General features: G+C 47.5%; 14 protein-coding genes. 10 read left to right on the top strand and 4 right to left on the bottom strand.

All coding sequences use genetic code 11. The annotated features are described in order from the left end of the window. Positions 1–244: 244 nt before the first annotated feature. Positions 245–1171: a hypothetical protein gene (locus KNQ08_RS10085; RefSeq protein WP_214805463.1), complete on the top strand. Its 927-nt coding sequence runs from the start codon at positions 245–247 to the stop codon at positions 1169–1171. A 56-nt stretch (positions 1172–1227) separates the two neighbouring features. Here KNQ08_RS10085 and KNQ08_RS10080 read toward each other — a convergent pair whose 3' ends face one another. From KNQ08_RS10080 to KNQ08_RS16980, 3 genes are all read right to left on the bottom strand, one after another. Next, entirely contained in the window at positions 1228–3357 is a 2130-nt protein-coding gene (locus KNQ08_RS10080; protein WP_214805461.1) for a bifunctional glycosyltransferase/CDP-glycerol:glycerophosphate glycerophosphotransferase, read from the bottom strand. 101 nt (positions 3358–3458) lie between these two features. Continuing rightward, positions 3459–4616: a helix-turn-helix domain-containing protein gene (locus KNQ08_RS10075; protein ID WP_214805459.1), complete on the bottom strand. Its 1158-nt coding sequence runs from the start codon at positions 4614–4616 to the stop codon at positions 3459–3461. 115 nt (positions 4617–4731) lie between these two features. Further along, the gene (locus tag KNQ08_RS16980; protein ID WP_285800980.1) at positions 4732–4863 is read right to left on the bottom strand and encodes a hypothetical protein; all 132 of its coding nucleotides are present in this window, start codon (positions 4861–4863) and stop codon (positions 4732–4734) included. Between the two features lie 219 nt (positions 4864–5082). On the opposite strand from KNQ08_RS16980, the gene KNQ08_RS10070 reads away from it, so the two are divergent. Both KNQ08_RS10070 and KNQ08_RS10065 read left to right on the top strand, forming a co-directional pair. Continuing rightward, positions 5083–5505: a CBS domain-containing protein gene (locus tag KNQ08_RS10070; RefSeq protein WP_029342568.1), complete on the top strand. Its 423-nt coding sequence runs from the start codon at positions 5083–5085 to the stop codon at positions 5503–5505. A gap of 138 nt (positions 5506–5643) precedes the next feature. Continuing rightward, entirely contained in the window at positions 5644–8430 is a 2787-nt protein-coding gene (locus KNQ08_RS10065; RefSeq protein ID WP_214805457.1) for a putative bifunctional diguanylate cyclase/phosphodiesterase, read from the top strand. Positions 8431–8725: 295 nt separating this feature from the next. Here the strand turns inward: KNQ08_RS10065 and KNQ08_RS10060 are convergent, their stop codons facing one another. Further along, complete coding sequence (locus KNQ08_RS10060) at positions 8726–10432, bottom strand: M3 family oligoendopeptidase (protein ID WP_214746842.1); 1707 nt, start codon at positions 10430–10432, stop codon at positions 8726–8728. 175 nt (positions 10433–10607) lie between these two features. Between KNQ08_RS10060 and KNQ08_RS10055 the strand changes: the two genes are divergently transcribed. The 7 genes from KNQ08_RS10055 to KNQ08_RS10025 all read left to right on the top strand — a co-directional run bounded on the left by KNQ08_RS10055 (position 10608) and on the right by KNQ08_RS10025 (position 18360). After that, positions 10608–11111: a PTS sugar transporter subunit IIA gene (locus KNQ08_RS10055; RefSeq protein WP_035396161.1), complete on the top strand. Its 504-nt coding sequence runs from the start codon at positions 10608–10610 to the stop codon at positions 11109–11111. A 157-nt stretch (positions 11112–11268) separates the two neighbouring features. After that, on the top strand, positions 11269–12030 hold the full coding sequence (locus KNQ08_RS10050; RefSeq protein WP_214805455.1) for an ABC transporter ATP-binding protein: 762 nt from the start codon (positions 11269–11271) through the stop codon (positions 12028–12030). After that, a complete protein-coding gene (locus tag KNQ08_RS10045; RefSeq protein WP_214805452.1) occupies positions 12017–13933 on the top strand; it encodes an ABC transporter permease in 1917 nt (638 codons plus the stop codon). Before KNQ08_RS10050 ends, KNQ08_RS10045 begins: the two co-directional genes overlap by 14 nt. A gap of 97 nt (positions 13934–14030) precedes the next feature. Next, positions 14031–14717 (top strand): response regulator transcription factor, encoded by a 687-nt coding sequence (locus KNQ08_RS10040; protein WP_047393119.1) that lies wholly within the window; start codon positions 14031–14033, stop codon positions 14715–14717. Continuing rightward, complete coding sequence (locus tag KNQ08_RS10035) at positions 14714–15706, top strand: sensor histidine kinase (protein ID WP_214805450.1); 993 nt, start codon at positions 14714–14716, stop codon at positions 15704–15706. Before KNQ08_RS10040 ends, KNQ08_RS10035 begins: the two co-directional genes overlap by 4 nt. Beyond that, positions 15699–16463, top strand: coding sequence for an ABC transporter ATP-binding protein (locus KNQ08_RS10030; RefSeq protein ID WP_064299373.1), 765 nt, complete (start codon positions 15699–15701; stop codon positions 16461–16463). Before KNQ08_RS10035 ends, KNQ08_RS10030 begins: the two co-directional genes overlap by 8 nt. Then, positions 16429–18360 (top strand): ABC transporter permease, encoded by a 1932-nt coding sequence (locus KNQ08_RS10025; RefSeq protein WP_214805448.1) that lies wholly within the window; start codon positions 16429–16431, stop codon positions 18358–18360. The genes KNQ08_RS10030 and KNQ08_RS10025 overlap by 35 nt, the downstream gene beginning before the upstream one ends. The last annotated feature ends 14 nt before the right edge of the window (positions 18361–18374 follow it).

The raw sequence follows: 18374 nt of genomic DNA, 5'->3' as shown, positions 1-18374 counted from the left end.
AAGCGGGTCTTGTTCGTCTCTGACAGCGCATAAATGCGCTTCTCCTGTAGGAGTGGCGTGTGACGCGTCATTCTTTTTGTTATGAGATAAGGGTGGCAGATCATCATTCTGCCACCCTTACCTTTGTAGAGATTGACTTTTGAGTCAGATCCATTTTCTGATTGACCTGATGTATAAATGAAAGTAAATAAGAACCTCCATATGGTAAAATAATCAAGTTGTATATAAAAGTATAGGAGGGTTCATGATGACGACTAACGATGTTCAAGTGTATGCGACATTCCGGCTAGAGCAAGACGTATTGTATCGCTATCATACATATATCCAGTGGGGTGAGAGTGAGACGTCTCTCGGTGCGTGCCTGATGTTGAATCCAGGTTCTGCGACGGTGGATCCTACATTACGTCAGCAACTTGATACGGCAGGGCAAGCGACGGGTCAAATTGGTCGATTGGATAAGACGATGAGACAAATTATCCGGATCGTAGAAGGCATCTACGAAGGACAAGCCTTATCGGGACGCTTTCATCTATACAATTTATTCCCGATGCAACATGGCAATGATGTCACATCGATCAATCGTTTTGAAGAACTCTGTCAGGAAACCTCTTTTGAAAAGCAGACGTTGTTTGCGTCAGTCGAAGAACTACGACGGCACCCATTCGTGATTACAGGGTGGGGCGTTCGGAGGCATCTTGTGCGCTGGGAACATTTGCGACAAGCAAAAGATGAATGGATGAAGCGTCTTGAAGCATCAGGTATTCCGCACTTTGGTATCAAGCATCCACGAACAGATGATTTCTATCATCTGTGTCCAAATCTCGATGCTAGTCAGAAAATGATCAAAGAGCAAATCATCGCGCGACATCGTGAAGTCATGATACCGAGTCGGAAGCGTCAATGGGAGCGAATCCTTCTATACCGGATGGAAGGTGGACGTATCACCTTGATGGGGCGCAAACGATCTGATGATACGTGGGTCTTCATGAGAACGACGGATGAGACAGCATTGCTCGAAGAGGGGGATGTATCTGCGAAGACTTCTTCTGAGATCGTCGAACGATGGGACGACGTGGTAGAACATCTCCTCGGTGAGGTCGTCTTATCGTTACGTCCTAGTTTCGTTCACCCTGAATTTGAAGAGCGGATTGCACCGTATCGTAGACGATGATACGAAAAAGGAGAAAGAGCGCAAAAGCGCATCTTTCTCCTTTTCATTGTGTCTCCTTATTCAGCATCTTCAGCATCTGCTGAGCTTGCGTTCGGGAACAACTCAGCAAGAACACGTTCACTTGCCGTACCATCGTCAAGACTGCAGAACCGCTCGAGGAAGCGATCATACTTTTCTTGGTAAGCAACGGATTTCGTATCGATTTGTTCGATATAATCGATGACTTGATCCGTTTCCTTCAAGAGTGGTCCTGGAACGACTTCTTCGAAATCGAAATAGAATCCACGTAACGTCGACGCATATTTCTCCAAGTCGTACGTAAAGAAGATCATCGGGCGTTGTAAGTGGGCGTAATCGAAGAAGACAGACGAGTAGTCAGTGATCAAGACATCACTGATCAAATACAACTCTGCGATATCGCCGTACGAAGAGACGTCGTAGGCGAAGCCTTCGTGTCCACTGATATCCATGTTTTGCGCAATCAAGTAATGCATCCGGAGCAAGACGACATAATCGTCACCGAGTCGGGCCTGCATCTCGTTCAAGTCGAGTTGGAGATCGAAGCGGTATTTTCCGCGCGCGATGAACTCATCATCTCGCCATGTCGGTGCGTACAAGACGACTTTCTTGTCAGCTGGGATATCAAGACGTGCTTTGATTTCGCTGATGAGACCAGCTTGATCGTCCGCATACAAGAGATCGTTTCGCGGATAACCCGTCTCAAGCATCGTGTTTTGGAACCCGAACGCACTCTTGAAGATTTCGCTCGAATAGGCATTCGGAGAAATCAAGTAATTCCATTCCTGCGCTTGATTGTAGAAGTTCCGTTTGTAGCGCGTCGCGTTCGTTCCTGCCATGTGGACTTCTTCCATATCGAGACCTAGTCGTTTTAATGGTGTGCCGTGCCATGTTTGAAGGTAGATCGTTTCTTCGCGTTTCGTTAAGCTGAGCGGTTGACGTGTATTGAAAATCCAGTACTTCGCACGTGCCATCGCTTGGTAATACGCGAAGCTGTTTTTGAGCACCCAGTTTGGGCAAGCTTCCTTGACGTCATCTGAAGGCTCATTCGCGAAAATCCAGACGAGCTCAAGTTCCGGGCGTTGTTCTTTTAATTTCAGATAAAGGGCCTTCGGATTATCGGAATAGCTTCGTCCGAGGAAACTCTCGAATAAGACGAGGTTCTCTTTGACCGGCATCTTTTGGAACAAACGATAGAGCATGAGACCGTTCTTGATTTTTTTACGTCGTGCCGTCCGTAACGTCTGCTTTGTCTTAACAGCAGTGATATATGAACGGAACATGATATACGAACCCGTCGACCATGCCTGCAGATACTTGCTTTGTGTCTTCGCCCGTCTCAAGTCGTAAGCGACATGACGGAAGACGTCGGTCTGCTGACTTTTTGACGTGCTGCGCTCAAGCAATGCTCGACCACGTTTTGAGATGAAACGTTTGTACCATGTATTTAAGAACTTTTGAACGTCGTTATCCTTCGTATGGGCGGATAACATACCGTAAATCCGTGAGATATCGGACAATGTCGTGATATCACGCGCTTGGTAGAGCGATTGTCCTTCAAGTGGCGTACTACGTGAGTTTCGACCATAAACGACATAACTGACCGATGTCAGGTTCGTCAATTTCGAAATGATTGTATGGGCGATGATCGTATCGGCGAACCATCGTGTCTCAAGAACAGGTAGATCATTGAGCAATTCCTTTTTAATCATCCAGCCGTGAATCGTCGTCAAATGACGCGAATTGAACTTCGTACGGGTATAAAAGAAATAACGATCATCATCGATTGGCATGAGCCATTTTTTCTTGTTGTAGACGGGTGAGACCTTACCGATGATGACTTCACCGCGTGATTTTTCATAGGCTTTGATATACGTATAGAGTGCACGTGGTGCGAGGATATCATCACTATCGAGGAAGGTAACGTAGTCACCTGTTGCGACTTCAAGACCACGTCGACGTGCTGCGTAAGTTCCTTGATGCGCCTGTTCCACGATCGTACATGTCGGATAGAGAGAACGGAGCTCATCGATGTATGTGCTTGGTCCGTCAAAGACGACGACGATTTCCACCGGGATCGACACCTTCTGGTCGAGAACGGATTGAATGGCTGCCTTCGTTTGTGATTCAGTTTGATAGACAGGAATGATGACACTAATTGAGTTCATGTTGATTCTCCTTTTTGATGAAAGAATCCGTCAAAAACGGATTCACGAAAATAGTTCCTGTTGAATAGGATATCACAAAACGAAAAAAAGGCACGACTCTCTTAAAATTCACTTCGTTGCCGGTAATGTGTCGGTGTCTCGCCAGTCGTCTGTTTGAAGGCTTGACTGAAATGACTTTGGCTTGAGAAGTGCAACTTATTTGAGATCGTCAGCAACGAGTCGTCGGACGAGCGCAGGAGACGCTTCGCTTCCCGAATGCGTTCCCGGATGACATACCGGGCGAGTGGCAGACCGGTCTCATCCTTAAACAGAACGGACAAGTAATTGGACGAGACATGAATGGCTTGGCTGATTGATGAGACGGACAACGGTTCATACAGGTGTTGCTGAATATAGCGAATCGCAGCGAGTACATGAGGCGAGTGCCGCAGCGCTTGGAGTTCCTTGACGGCTTCTGCGAACGAAACTGTAATCCGGACATGACGATTCCGGAGTTCGGCAATGCTCGTCGCGGCTTCGATTGTCTCAATCATCCGGTCGCTTAGGGAGAACGCTTCGTCCGGTTCTAGTCCACCGCGAATCGCAGCGCGTGCGCTCAATAGGACGGTTCCGAGCAACAGGTTCTTTTCTGCGCGTAACGGTTGATGCCGTGCGAGTGTGCCGAATTCACCATAAGCAGGTAACGAATAAGTCGTTGCGAGTCGCTCGCTTTGACCCGTCGCGATCCAGTCGATGATTTGTTGCTCCCGTTGCCATGCTTTTCGGTACGCGGTCACCCCTGTATGGGACGGTGCATCCGCAACGAGTGGGATTTCAGCTTCCTGAATATCAGACAGTTGTTCGATTTCGCGCTTCGGCAATGGTTCCCCGTGCAACAAGCGATACATCAGGTGAGCACAGTCAATCAATCGGTTCTCCGTCGTACGCGGCAAGACCTTATAAAACTGGTGATAGGCTTCATCTTGGATATGCGCCCTAAAGAGAGCGGATTGTAATAAAACAGGACCAATTCGATACATACCTTGTTCCGGAACGTCCAAAAAGAGGTAGGCTGTACCATCTTTCAGGGTATAGAGTAAAGGAGTCTTTTTAAGAACGGGCCATTCATTCTCAATCGGCAGGGTTCCCGGATGAGGTGGAGCTTCTGGACGTAGAGCAAGCGGAGTACCATGACGATCTCGATACGTGACAAAAAAACCGGTCATCCCGTAAAGGTGCTCTGCGACTTGCGTCAAGTCGGATGTCGACAAGCGATTCATGACACGACTCCTTTCGAAATAAAGTGGATTGCTTCTAGTGTATGTCCTCTTTCGCGGATAGTCGAGAACGAACCAAGAAAAACCGAAGTCTTCCGGAAAAAGGCTTCGCTACAAATCAACCAGATGGAACTAAGGAGTCTTTTGAATCTGAATCGTGTCGTTCAACATCCAGTAACGTGTTAGTTGCTTCTTTAGGCAAAAATGATTGTTTTGGACAGATGATTTCTGCAATGAGTTCATTCGTCAAAGCGAAAATCGTGTTTACGGTGTCAGAGGTTTCTTTCATGCGTTGGATCAGTGCCTAAACGTCACTGGTCAGTTTTTCCTGTCTACTTGGAATATTGGGATATAGTATAACTAAATATGAAAGAATTATGTGGAGATTTTCATCATTTGAGAAATGAATCAACGCAAGGTTCATGATAAAATGAAAAGGGTGTCACAGAGTGGCTAGGGAGGAACAGAAATGAATATTGCTTTTTTCTTATTACCTAAAGATGAGGTGAAATATTTAGATCCTGAGTCAACGGTCAGACAAGCACTAGAAAAGATGAAACATCATCGTTTTACGTCGGTCCCACTCGTTGACAATAAAGGGAAATACGCAGGAACGCTGACAGAAGGTGATATCTTGTGGGCGCTCGAAGCAAATCTCGAGCATGCCGATTACGACCACGTCTTGCAGACACGATTAACTGATATTAAACAACGTGTCCGTTATAAACCAGTTTCGATTACAGCACAAATGGAAGAGATGATTGAAGTCATCACGGATCAAAATTTCGTGCCCGTCATTGATGATGGTAGACATTTTATCGGGATCATCCGTCGACGTGATATTATCGATTATTTTGCTAAAAAAGTAGCGCGTGAGAACGTCAGTTATTAAAAAAAAATAAAACTAGTAAAAAAAGCACTGATTTTCACAGAAATGTGGAAAGAAGTGCTTTTTATTGACCCAAAACGACTTCAGGAAATGGGAGGAGGCGACGATATAGAAGCATAATGACAATTTAGGGAGGACGATGTGTTGCGACGTTTATCACCAGTCTTCATCGTAGAAGCTTTTCGAAGACGCTCCTACTATAAAACGTTCTCATGGATGATTGCGATCATCGGTCTGTTAGCATTGATCGTCGCGTGTCAGCATTTGACGAAAACATTGGATGAAGGGTATCGCTTCAAGGCATCGGGCAAAACAATTGCTGAAGTGACACCTTTTAATCATGCCGAACAAGAAGTGACGCGCTATTATTTTTCATCTTTGAATGACGACGCCGATTTGACGCAAGCTTCAAAGCGGGCCGACCAAGCACTAGAACAACTAACGGATCGACTTCCGAATATGAAAGCGACCGAGTCGACACGCGAAGAAGTCCTAACAGAGATTAAGAAACTACAACGACAAGGATACGAATCGAATCATCGCTTTTTCACGACGATGATGAACTTCAAAAGTGAAATCATCTTTAATCAGCTCGTATTGAGTAAAGAGACAGGGTCTTATTATAATGTGTTCTCCAATCTGATTCTGATGGAAGAACAGCTTGGAAAGTCCGCTGAAATCTTGAAGGATGCTCGACAAAAAGAAGAACCTAGCTCAATTGATCGGTTACGCATCCAACAGATGCGGATTGATTTGCCACTGCGACAGGAATCGCTCATTAAATCCCTGTATGATGTGATTCCGCTTCACAACGATTCAGGACGTCAGGATATCGCAATCATGCGGGAACAGATGGATGCTTATACACAAACGCTCGATGACCTATTGCGCGCTCCAGAAAGCTTGACGTATGCTGCGTTAGCAAACCAAGCTGAACAGTATGAATCCAGCATGTATCGTCTGTATGATCAAGAACTCAACCAAGTCGCACAAGAAATGCAGGATCGGGGAAATCAAATCATTCGTAATGCCTGGCTCCTCTTTGGCGCAACCAGCATCTTGATTCTTGGATTACTGATGTTGACCTTATCGTTATTACGTGCGTTCCGCCAAGATCTTTCTTTATTGAAGGGAGAAGCGAATACCTTTGCTGAAGACCGTCGGCAATCTGGTTATGACGTACCGGAGCGAAATGATTTTCAACCCGTCGTTCAAGCGTTTCGAACGATGACAGCTATCATTGCTGGTTTATTAGACCATAGCGATGCGAAGACAAAAGAAATCAAACAAAAGAAAGCAGAAATCGAGTCACTCTTTTCGCAGAATACCGACCCGATTCTTGCCTTATCATCCGACTATACGATATTAAACGGAAACGAACGCTTTCGACAATTGACGGAGGCAACGGCAGGATGGACGATTGAAGAATTGATCCATCCGGCTGATTTGAATCGGATGCGGCGAGCATTGAGACGATCGCTTGAAGGACATAGTCAAACGATTCGCTGTAAGATGCTCTTCAATGAAGAAATTTTGAATATGTTCGTCAACATCATCCACGTTACTAATAAAGAGGACGATACAGGTGTTGCGCTCTACTTATCTTGTCATGATGAAACGGATCAGTTCCGGCGGGAAGAACGGATTACACAACTCGCACTCTTCGATATGTTGACGGGTTTGCTGAACCGGAATGGTTTCGAGCAAAAGATGGCAGACGCATTAAAAGCACCTCAACCGGGAGAGCTCGTCACCATCAGCGTCCGGCAATTCCGGCGTATCAATGACATCTATGGACATGGTGCAGGGGATCAGATTCTAAAAGATCTCGCGAATCGCCTCAAGCATCATTTCATCGGAACAGGACAAGCGGCGCGAATCGGTGGAGACGAATTCGCCGTATTAGTCGCACAACAGGATATCGTCGATTACCAAAAATTAAAGCAAGTCATCGAACATGTCTATGAGATCAACGGAGAATACGTCAATGTCAGCATAAGTATGAGTATGGTCCGTTATCCCGATGATGCAGTAGCCGTTACTTCCTTGTTGTCCTCGGTCGATATCGCGATGCAGCATGCGAAACAACAGACAGAGGGTGGACCAGTCTGGTTCGAGTCCTGGATGAGTGCCGAGTATCTTGAATCGGTCGTCCTCGAAGGTGAATTACGAGAAGCGATTGAAAAGAACGAGTTACAACTGTTCTATCAACCACAAATCAATCTTGCGACAGGTCAAGTCGATGGCTGTGAAGCTCTCCTGCGCTGGTTCCATCCTGAACGTGGGATGATCAGTCCAGCAATTTTCATTCCGATTGCCGAACGATCGATGTTGATTGAAGAGATCGGGATGTGGGTCGTTGCCGAGACGGTTCGGCAAGTCGAGGAGTGGAAGGACACGGAACTTGGGGTACTGCGTGTCTCGGCGAACTTATCCGTCAAAGAGCTCGTCTCCGGTCGGATCGTCGATTACCTGACCGATGTTCGAGAAATTCATCCAGGGATTGAACAACGGATGGAACTTGAAATTACGGAATCGTTTGGTGTCTTTTCAGACACACGCGTATTTGACGCCTTACAGACGTTGCACCAGATGGGATATCGTCTTGCGATCGATGACTTTGGTACGGGGTATTCTTCTTTGTCGTACTTAAGTCGATTACCGATCCAGCGACTGAAAATTGATCGTTCGTTCATCAGCGGTCCGGATGCGTGTTCGAACGCACCGCTCATCGAGACGATCATCAAGCTTGCTCATACGTTGAAGTATGACGTCGTCGCTGAAGGAATCGAGGAACTTGAACAAGCGGATCATTTACGAGTGCTTGACTGTGAGTATGCGCAAGGATTCTATTATTCAAGACCGATTCCAGCTGACGAGTTTCGGGTCTGGTACGGGAGGTACCATGAAAAGCTTCTATCTGAATGAAATGAGCCCTGTGGTCGTTTTACAAACGTTTTTGTCATCCTTGCTTTCCACAGGCGGGGGTAAGCCGCGGCACCACGCACTCCATGCGGTGTGCCAGGTCTTACCTAACCCTGACGAAAGCGGAAGTCATGCTTTCTTTTCCTGTAGGAGTCAAGGATGAACATATACGTTCTATAATCATGTAGCAAAAAAGAAGAGGCGTTTTCCAGATGATATTCTGGAAAACGCCTCTTCTTTTATTGATGTTGCTCGAGATGTTCTGACTTTTAGTCAGTACGACCTTGCACGCAAAGAATTAAACGCGATCGAGCACGAGGTCGTCTGCTTGTTCAAGATAGGCTTTGACCGGTGCGACCGCTGCCTCGACCGTACCTGGTGCGAACGGAGACTTCAATCCAGCACGTTCGACGAGCGTGAGGAAGCTTTCCGATCCGCCGGCACGACAGAGATCGAGATACGACTTCCAAGCCGCTTCCCGGTCTTGTTCCATCCAAGCATAGAACTGGAAGGCACAGACTTGAGCGAGCGTGTAATCGATATAGTAGAACGGACTACCGAAGACGTGTCCTTGTTGATGCCACCATGCACCTGAATCGAGATAATCGTTCGCTTCGTAATCACGATGCGGCAGGTATTTCTTCTCGATCGTCCGCCATGCTTCACGACGTTCTGCTGGTGTCAATTCCGGTTGGTTGTAGATGACGTGTTGGAACTCGTCAATCGCAACGCCGTACGGAAGGAATGTAACGCTTCCTGCGAGGTGATTGAACTTGTATTTCGCTGTCTCTTCACCGAAGAACTCTTCCATCCACGGATAAGCGAAGAATTCCATCGACATCGAGTGAATCTCACACGCTTCATACGTCGGGAAAGCACTCTCTGGAGCTGTCAGGTGACGGCTCTCATAGACTTGGAATGCATGACCGACTTCGTGAGTCAGGACATCGATGTCGCCTGCCGTTCCATTGAAGTTCGAGAAGATGAACGGGAGTTTTTCGTCTGCGATGTAGGTACAATACCCACCGCCGGCTTTCCCAGGCTTCGCTGTTAAATCGAGTGCTTCCCGGTCGAGCATGTAGTTGAAGAACTCGTTCGTCTCCGGTGACATCTCTGCGTACATCTTTTTGCCACCTTCAATGATGAACGACTCTTCGCCTTTAGGTGTCGCGTTACCAGACTTGAAGGCAAATCCTTCATCGTAGTAGTACAAGTGATCGACACCGATGCGTCGTTGCTGGCGTTCTTTAAGTTGTGTCGCGAGCGGAACGATCGTCTCACGGATTTGTTCGCGGTACTGTTCGACCATCGATTGGTTATAATCGACGCGGAGCATACGTGCGTATCCGAGCTCGACGAACGATGGGAAACCAAGTGTCTTCGCGATGTCTGTCCGGATGCGAACGAGTTTGTCGTAGATCGTATCGATTGCTTCACCATGCTCGTTTAAGTAGCCATAGCGTGCTTCAGAAGCTGCTTTACGGACATCACGATCAGGTGATTGAAGATATGGACCGAACTGCGATAAGTTAAGCGTCTTGCCATCGAACTCGATTTGAGCAGAAGACATCAGTTTCGTATATTCACTCGAGAGACGATTCTCTTCTTGGAGTTTCGGAATGATCTCTTCCGAGAACGTCTTCAGGCTCGCTTCCGCAATCAGGAATAACTGTTTGCCGTGCGTCTGTTCGAGTTCACTGCGGAGTGGATGCGTCGTCAACGCTTGATAATAGCTTGAGACATATCCTTGATAGATCGCACTCGCTTCATCAAAGAATCCTTGTTCCGTCTCATAGAACGTATCGCGTGTATCGATCGTGTGACGGATCTCGACGAGCTGGCTTGCCGTTTCAAATTGATTTCTGAGGGTATTAATCTCAGTGATGGCTGCGTTTGCTTCATCTACCTGTGTGGCTTCAGTCAGTCGAGCAATCGCTTGATTCATGGATGTTTCAAGCAAGGCAAGGTCAGGACGGACATATGTAATTTCTGAAAATGGTAACATGTAAGCGCCTCCTTATGATTTCTAACTATTATCACACAAAAATACTTGCAAAACCAGAGGGACAAACGTATGCTTTTTGTGAGAACGTGAGCGAGCTGTCTGACAGCTTACTCCTATAAAAAATCGAAACTTCCATTCGGAAGAAAAACGATCGAGAAAGTAGAGGGATAGTATCATGGGATTCTTAAAAAAATTGTTTGGTGGTAACGACGCAGGAAACGCAAAAATCGCTTCTGCACTTACAGGTAAAATCGTCAACATCGAGAACGTACCCGATCAAGTTTTCTCTCAAAAAATGATGGGCGACGGTGTCGCGATCGAACCAACTGAAGGTAAAGTCGTCTCGCCGATCAACGCAACGGTTGAAACGATCTTCCCAACAAAACACGCAATCGGTCTAAAAGGTGAAGATGGTCTTGAACTGTTGATCCACGTTGGTCTTGATACAGTTAACCTTAAAGGTGAAGGCTTCACGGCTCACGTCCAGTCAGGTGACAAAGTCAAAGCAGGAGACGTCCTCGTCGAGTTCGACCTTGACTACATCCGTGCGAACGCACCATCGACGATCACACCGATCATCGTGACGAACCACGATCAATTCACGCTTTCAGCTGTACCAGCTGAAGGAACTTCTGTTGTCGCAGGCGACACAGAGCTCTTCAAAGCAACACACAAATAAGATACGATATGCCTCCATTCCTTGCGGATGGGGGCTTTTTTGTCGTCTCATCCCGTGTCTTACCGTTTTGTAAGAGAAGTGAAAGCAAAGTCCATTTTGAGAAAAGTATGGAAGGACTAGACTGAGTGTAACGAATCAAACACAGGAGGCATTACAGATGAAAGCAATCTTACAAGCAGAACAGATTTCAAAAACGTATCAAACGAAAACAGCGCGCCACGAAGCACTGCGTCCGACGACGCTCCGTGTTCACGAAGGAGAATTTGTCAGTATCATGGGTCCATCCGGTGCCGGGAAATCGACGTTACTCAATTTATTATCGACGATCGATCAGCCTACGGACGGCTCGATTTTAATCAACGGATCAGACGTGACAGCGATGAAGGAAAAACAATTAGCACGTTTCCGCCGGGAACAACTCGGCTTCATCTTCCAGGATTTCAATCTCCTCGATACGATGACGGTTCGCGAAAATATCGCCTTACCGCTATCACTCGCGAATGTCGATAAAAAGATGATTTTAGAACGTGTTGATCGTGTGGCGCATCAACTTGGTATCCACGACTTACTCGATAAACGTCCCGTTGAACTATCGGGCGGACAAAAACAACGGACGGCTGCCGCTCGCGCCATCATTCATGATCCGTCGCTCATTTTAGCCGACGAGCCGACCGGTGCGCTTGACTCGAAGTCGGCAACAGGATTGCTCGAAGCGATGCAAGCGCTCAACGACGAAGGCGCGACGATTTTAATGGTAACGCATGACCCGATGACAGCGTCTTATGCGGAACGGATTCTGTTCGTCAAGGATGGAGAGCTGTTCAAGGAAGTCCATCGCTTCGGTTCGCAGAAGGAATTCTTCGAGCAGATCATGGAAGTCCAACGCGAACTCGGAGGTGCCGTCCGTGAGCTTGTCTAAACTGGCGTTTCAAAATTTGAAGAACATCCGTCAAAACGTGATGTACCTCGGTGCCGTCACGTTTGCGATTCTTATTTACTACACGTTCCTCGCGATTCGATCGAATGAAGCGATGCTTCAGGCGAACGAATTGTACGGGAAACTGGGAACGGTCTTTACGGGAGCAAGTGTCATTCTAGCGCTTTTCTCTGCCATCTTCATCTGGTATTCAAGTGACTTCTTCTTACGCCGCCGTAAGAAGGAAATCGGACTTTATGCATTGCTTGGTCTAGAGCGTGGGCAAATCGCCCGACTGATCTTCCTTGAGACGATGGGGTACGGAGTGATTGGCCTGATCCTCGGAATTGCGATCGGTACCGTCGCTTCGAAGTACTTCGTGCAGTTGCTGGCTTCTGTCATGGCGATGCAAGTCGATGCGACCTTTACGATCAGCGGAGCTTCCGTCATGCAGACGATCGGTGTCTTCCTGCTGATTTTCCTGATCATCGCCTTACGCTCTGCTCGGACGATTTATCGTTTTACATTGATCGAATTGTTCAAGGCAGAACAACAAGCGGAATCCCTTCCGAAAGTCCATCCGATCTTAGCCGTCCTTTCCGTCGTCTTGATCGGTGTCGGTTATTATTTGACAGGACAACCGTTGATGGATCACTTTACGATCGTCGCCCCGCTCTTGATGCTCTGCGTCATTCTCGGGACGTTCGGAACGATGAGTTACTTCACGATCTTCCTATTGCGCGTCTTAAGTAATCAAGCGCGGCATTTCAAAGGAACGAATTTAATTCTGCACGGACAATTGTTGTCACGAATCAAATCGAATGCCGTCATGCTGTCGACGATTACGGTCATCACTGCCGTGACATTGACGACGGTCGGTACAGCGACATCGATCTATTATTTCATCGATCAGACCGTCGAGGAGCAAGTTCCGTACAGTCTATCGATTGCGAGTAAACAAGCAGAAGCGGAACAGCTAATTGCCAAGTCCGACCAGAAAATCGACAGCCGGACGATGGTCAACGTCAAGAACGTTGACCATAAGATGACCGATCTGCCGAACCCTCTGACGTTTACACGTTACTACGCGACGTATGCGTATGAAGACCAGCCGGGACAATTCAGTTACGTCAACTATTCGGACTACGTCAAGCTCGCGAAAGCGAACGGGAAAACGGTCATCAAAGAACCGAAACAAGGTGAAGCGATCGTCCTTGAGACATTCAAAGGAAACGATTTGTTGAAGATGAAAGTCAAATCGCCGGTCGGTGTTGAAATCAAGGATGTTCATGAGTCCTTTCGCATCACCGCTGCGACGAATCTACCAATCGCTCAACTTTATGAGAAACAGCGGCTCGCCTTCGTCGTAAACGATGATGCGTTCGCGAAGATGCCGGAAAAAGGTTTCACGCTGACGAATTATCAGTTCTCGGATGAACGTCATGATGATGGATTGATGAAACAGTTGACGCAACTATATGGAAAACAAGCGGATACGGAGATGGCGGCGTACTATCCTGTCTACGCGATGACGACGGCAACGACCGGCTTACTCGCGTTTGCTGCCGGCTTCCTCGGTCTCGTCTTCTTGCTTGCGACGGGTTCGATCATCTACTTCAAGATGCTCGCGGAAGCAGAAGAATCGAAACAACGGTTTGCCATCATCCAGAAGATCGGTGTGGATGAGAAGGAACAGACAGGCATCATTCGGCGCCTTGTCGGATTCGTCTTCTCCTTACCGTACGTGCTCGGACTCGTTCATAGTTTAGTTGCGATGCAAGTCTTGCAGAAACTGTTGAACTACAACATCGTTCGTCCGACATTACTTGCGATTGTTTGTTATACGATCGTCTATTTGATCTACTATATCGTCACGGTCCGTGCTTACCGCCGCATCGTCACGTGATGAACTAAATAGGGGTACACAGAACTGGAAACGGAATAATCGTTTCCAGTCCTTTTTGAGTTCGTTATGATAAAGGGAGAAGGAGTTGATAGGAACGATGCATACGATTTTATTAGTCGAAGATGACATGAAGATTGCTACATTATTGAAAGAACTACTTGAACGCTATGATTTTAGAGTCGTCGTTGAAGATGGGCGAGGGGATGTCGTCGCGGTCTATGAAGAGACGAATCCGGACGTCATTCTATTAGATGTCAATTTACCGAAGTTTGACGGTTTCTATTGGTGTCGACAATTGCGGATGAAGACACGGGCACCGATCCTGTTCATCTCAGCACGGGTCGGGGAGATGGATCAAGTCATGGCGCTTGAATACGGAGCGGATGATTACATCGTCAAGCCGTTCCAAGGAGCGGTCGTCATCGCGAAGATTAAAAGTCAGATTCGCCGGGCCTATGGCACGCTCTCGAACGAGACGGATGAGCGGACAGTGACGAAAGAAGGTGTCACGCTGTACTTGGACCGTTATATCGTCGAGTACGGGGAACAGTCGATCGAGCTGTCAAAAAAAGAGGGACTGATCCTTGAGATGTTGCTGACGGCAAGTCCACGAATCGTCAGTCGGGGCGATTTACTCGAACGGATTTGGGATGACGAAGCATTCGTCGATGAGAATACATTGAACGTCAATATCACGCGTGTCCGCAAACGGCTTGCCGAGATCGGTGTCGCTGGACTTGAGACGGTGCGAGGCGTCGGTTATAAACTGGTCCTTGAACCATGAAGCTCTTTTTACGGCACGCGATACCAGGCATCATCTTCTTTACCGGACAAATGCTCATTTTATATGCCGTCTTATGGCTCTATGATCTTTATCGCCCAGCAGCCTTCTTTTATATCGTGCTCTTGAACAGTATCGGTCTCTTGATTTATCTCAGTTATCGTTTCTTCAGCATGCTTCCGTTGCTACGACGGATGCAACAGCCGGTCCAGTCGGTCGCAGAACCGATTCGCAGTGATAGTGAAGAACCGATTTCCGTTGCCGTCGAACAATTTTTAGAACGACAACAGACCTTATTTCGAAACAGTCTGTTTGCTGAGCGACGAAAGGAAAAGGAACGCCATCGGTATGTCGACCAATGGATTCATCAGATGAAGACACCGTTGTCCGTCATCGAGTTGATCCTCGAACATCCAGGAGAACAGTATCAGGCTGATTTACGGCAAGAGGTCGATCGATTGCGTAGTGGACTCGACCAGATGCTCTATTCGTCACGTTTAGAAGCAATCGAGACAGATTTGAAGGCAGAACGATTGGCACTGAAGCCGCTCGTCACGAGCATCATCAATCAAGAAAAACGATTATTCGTCAAAAATCAGGTTTTTCCGAAACTCGATATCGCTGAAGACGTGTATGTCTACACGGATGCGAAGTGGTTTCGTTTCCTCGTCTTACAGCTCGTGACGAACGCCATCAAGTACACGACGGGACATGGTCGTGAAGTCGTTCTGACGGCAGAAGTGACAAAGGGGCAAGTCGTCCTTTCGGTTCAAGACGACGGTGTCGGAATCCCAAGACGAGACGTCCCACGTGTCTTTAATGCGTTCTTCACTGGTGAAAACGGACGACGTTACGGGGAATCGACCGGAATGGGATTGTATTTCGTCCAGCAGGTCTGCTTGAAGCTCGGGCATGAGATTGAACTCGAGAGTGAGGAAGGGGTCGGCACGACATGCCGGATTCGATTAGTAGGAGGTCGCGCACATGATTGAGGTCAAACAATTAGGGAAAGTCTATCCTGGAAAGGTGACGGAGCAACCGCTGACGGATGTGAATTTCCGAGTCGAAGAAGGTGAGATGGTCGCGGTCATGGGACCATCCGGTAGTGGGAAATCGACACTGATCAACTTGCTTGCGACACTCGACGAACCAAGTTGGGGATCGATTCTGATTGACGGCGTCGACACAGCGACGTTCAAACGAAAAGAGATGACACGTTTCCGGCGAGAGACGCTCGGTATCATCTTTCAGGAATTCAATTTACTCGATTCGTTGACACTCGGTGAGAACATGCTCGTGCCGTTGATGCTGTCAGGGAAAAAAGCAAAGCTCGCGCGGGAAGAGATGGAGGAGTTGGCACGCCGTCTACAGATTGATGATCTGCTCGACAAACAGGTCGATGAGGTCAGTGGTGGACAACGACAACGAACAGCGATCGGTCGCGCCCTGATCCATACACCACGTCTGATGCTTGCGGACGAACCGACGGGGGCACTCGACTTCCAAGCGACGAAACACGTCATGGATGTCCTAGCCGAGTTGAATGCGACGGGCATGACGATGGTCATCGTGACACACGATCCGCAAGTCGCGTCGTATTGTAATCATGTCTTATTCCTAAAAGACGGTAGTATTCAAACGGAGTTGTTCCGCGATGAACCACGCCGTGTCTTTTTCCAACGGGTCATCGAATCGCTATCGTTGTTAGGAGGGGATGAGCATCAATTATCTGCAATACGCCCTACGTAACATTCGGCGCTATCAGCGCTTGTATTACGGCTATGCCTTGACGATCATCATCGCAATGACGATCGTGACGAGTTATTGGAACTTGTTGACGAATGGATCATTCCAAAACGTCGCTAAAATCCTCAGTCAATTGAACCAAGTCATCGAGATGACGATCTTCTTCGTCTTCATCGCGGAGCTGATCATCCTTTTCTTTAGTGTCTTGTTCATTTATTCGACGACCTATACGATGCTTGAGCACCGTAAGAACGATTTACGGACGATGCGGACGCTTGGCAGTGGACTGTCACACTTCTTAAAGTATTTTTTAATTGAAGTCTTGATTGTTGGTGGTCTAGCGATCACTGCAGGAATGATTCTAGGTAATGTCTTGACGAAGATGCTGTTGCTGTCCGTTGTCAAAGTCATGTTCTTACCAGCAATCGAATTCGAATTATCCTTTTATGCGATTCTTGCTTTGATTGGTGGTGCCTTCCTTGTGTTGCTGACGGCAACGGTCCTTGCGATCTACCGCTTTCGTCCCGATCGACCGACACGTTCCCGTTCGCTATTTCGAAAACGAGCCTGGATTCTGACGCAAATCGGAGCGTTACTCCTGTTGATCTATGGTTATGCCTTAGCCTTTGTTCGGACGGAAGGATTTTATATATTTTTCCCACTTGTCATCTTCATCGGGTCCTTCTTTATTTGTCGATATGTCTTACCGTGGTTGACCAAGTTATATCGACCACGTCGTTTGTCGCTGCGGAAACTGATTGTCTCGGAAATAGCCAATCAATTGCGAACGAATAGTACGCTCATTGCCCTCGGAACGATTCTAACATCGTGTGCGCTAACAGCAGTCGGACTCGTCTTCTTGTTTCAATTGATTGGACTCGACTTATCATCACAGAACCAATTCGGGCTCGTCTATTACGAAGAATCCGCTCAACCGACGAAACGATTGAAGGATATCAAGCAGACGATGACCGAGGCATTCCCGGATCGCTACCAGCAGGATATCCAAGTGAAGGCAGAAGGAACACGCATCCTCCTACCGATCTCGTCGTACAACAAGATGATGCGGCAACTGGATCTTAAGGAGCGGACAGCGACGGGACGTCAAAGTTTCTTTGTACCAGCACGTCCGGTACAACTCGAAGAGAATACACCGACGATGAAAAAAGAGAAACAGGCGATGGAGAAAGAAGACTTTGAATTACTTCCCGCTGCTTCTCACGATTTAATATTTGGTTACAATTATCAAATCGAGACGATCTTCGTCGTCAGTGATGCCGTCTTTCAGACACTCAAGCAACCCGTCCGGCAAATCGTCGTCTTCGATACGCCAGCCTACCATGATTACGGAACGAAGGACTGGAAACAGTGGATGAAAATCGTCCGCAACATCCAGTCGGCAGCAAAGCTAGATGAGAAGCAACCGGTGCCCTATCAACTGATCAATGAGACGGAAGATGAGATTGACGGGATCCGAATCGTGCGACTCGTCACGTTCGTCGTCGTTCTCCTGACGATCTGGTTATTCGTCATCAATGCCAGTTTTTTGCATGTGTGGATGCAGATGACGGCGGAACAGGAACAAAAGCGGATGAAGACGTTGTTTGCGCTAGGGTTCGGTTCCGGAAACATCCGCTGCTACTTATTAATGAAGTATGGCGCTGTTCTGCTCATTCCGTACCTGATTTCTGTCTTTCATGCCTTTTTATTGTTCCAAGTCGTCGTCACACAAGCCGGACTACAGCCGGGATCTTTTCTTAACTTAGCTGTCTTTTGGATCAGTATCGTCACGGTCGGGTACTTCTTGAGTGTCCTACCGATTTGGTTGCGTTACCCACGGCATCTGTTCCGGAATTCATCCGAAAGTTCGATGTATCCGACACCGGATTCAAGGGTATGATGATACCATAGGAA

Origin of the sequence: Exiguobacterium sp. s46 (genome assembly GCF_018618875.1) — a bacterium.
Taxonomy (GTDB): Bacteria; Bacillota; Bacilli; order Exiguobacteriales; family Exiguobacteriaceae; genus Exiguobacterium_A; species Exiguobacterium_A abrahamii.
Note: the sequence above shows the minus strand (reverse complement) of the source record. Positions and strands in the feature narration are given on the sequence as shown.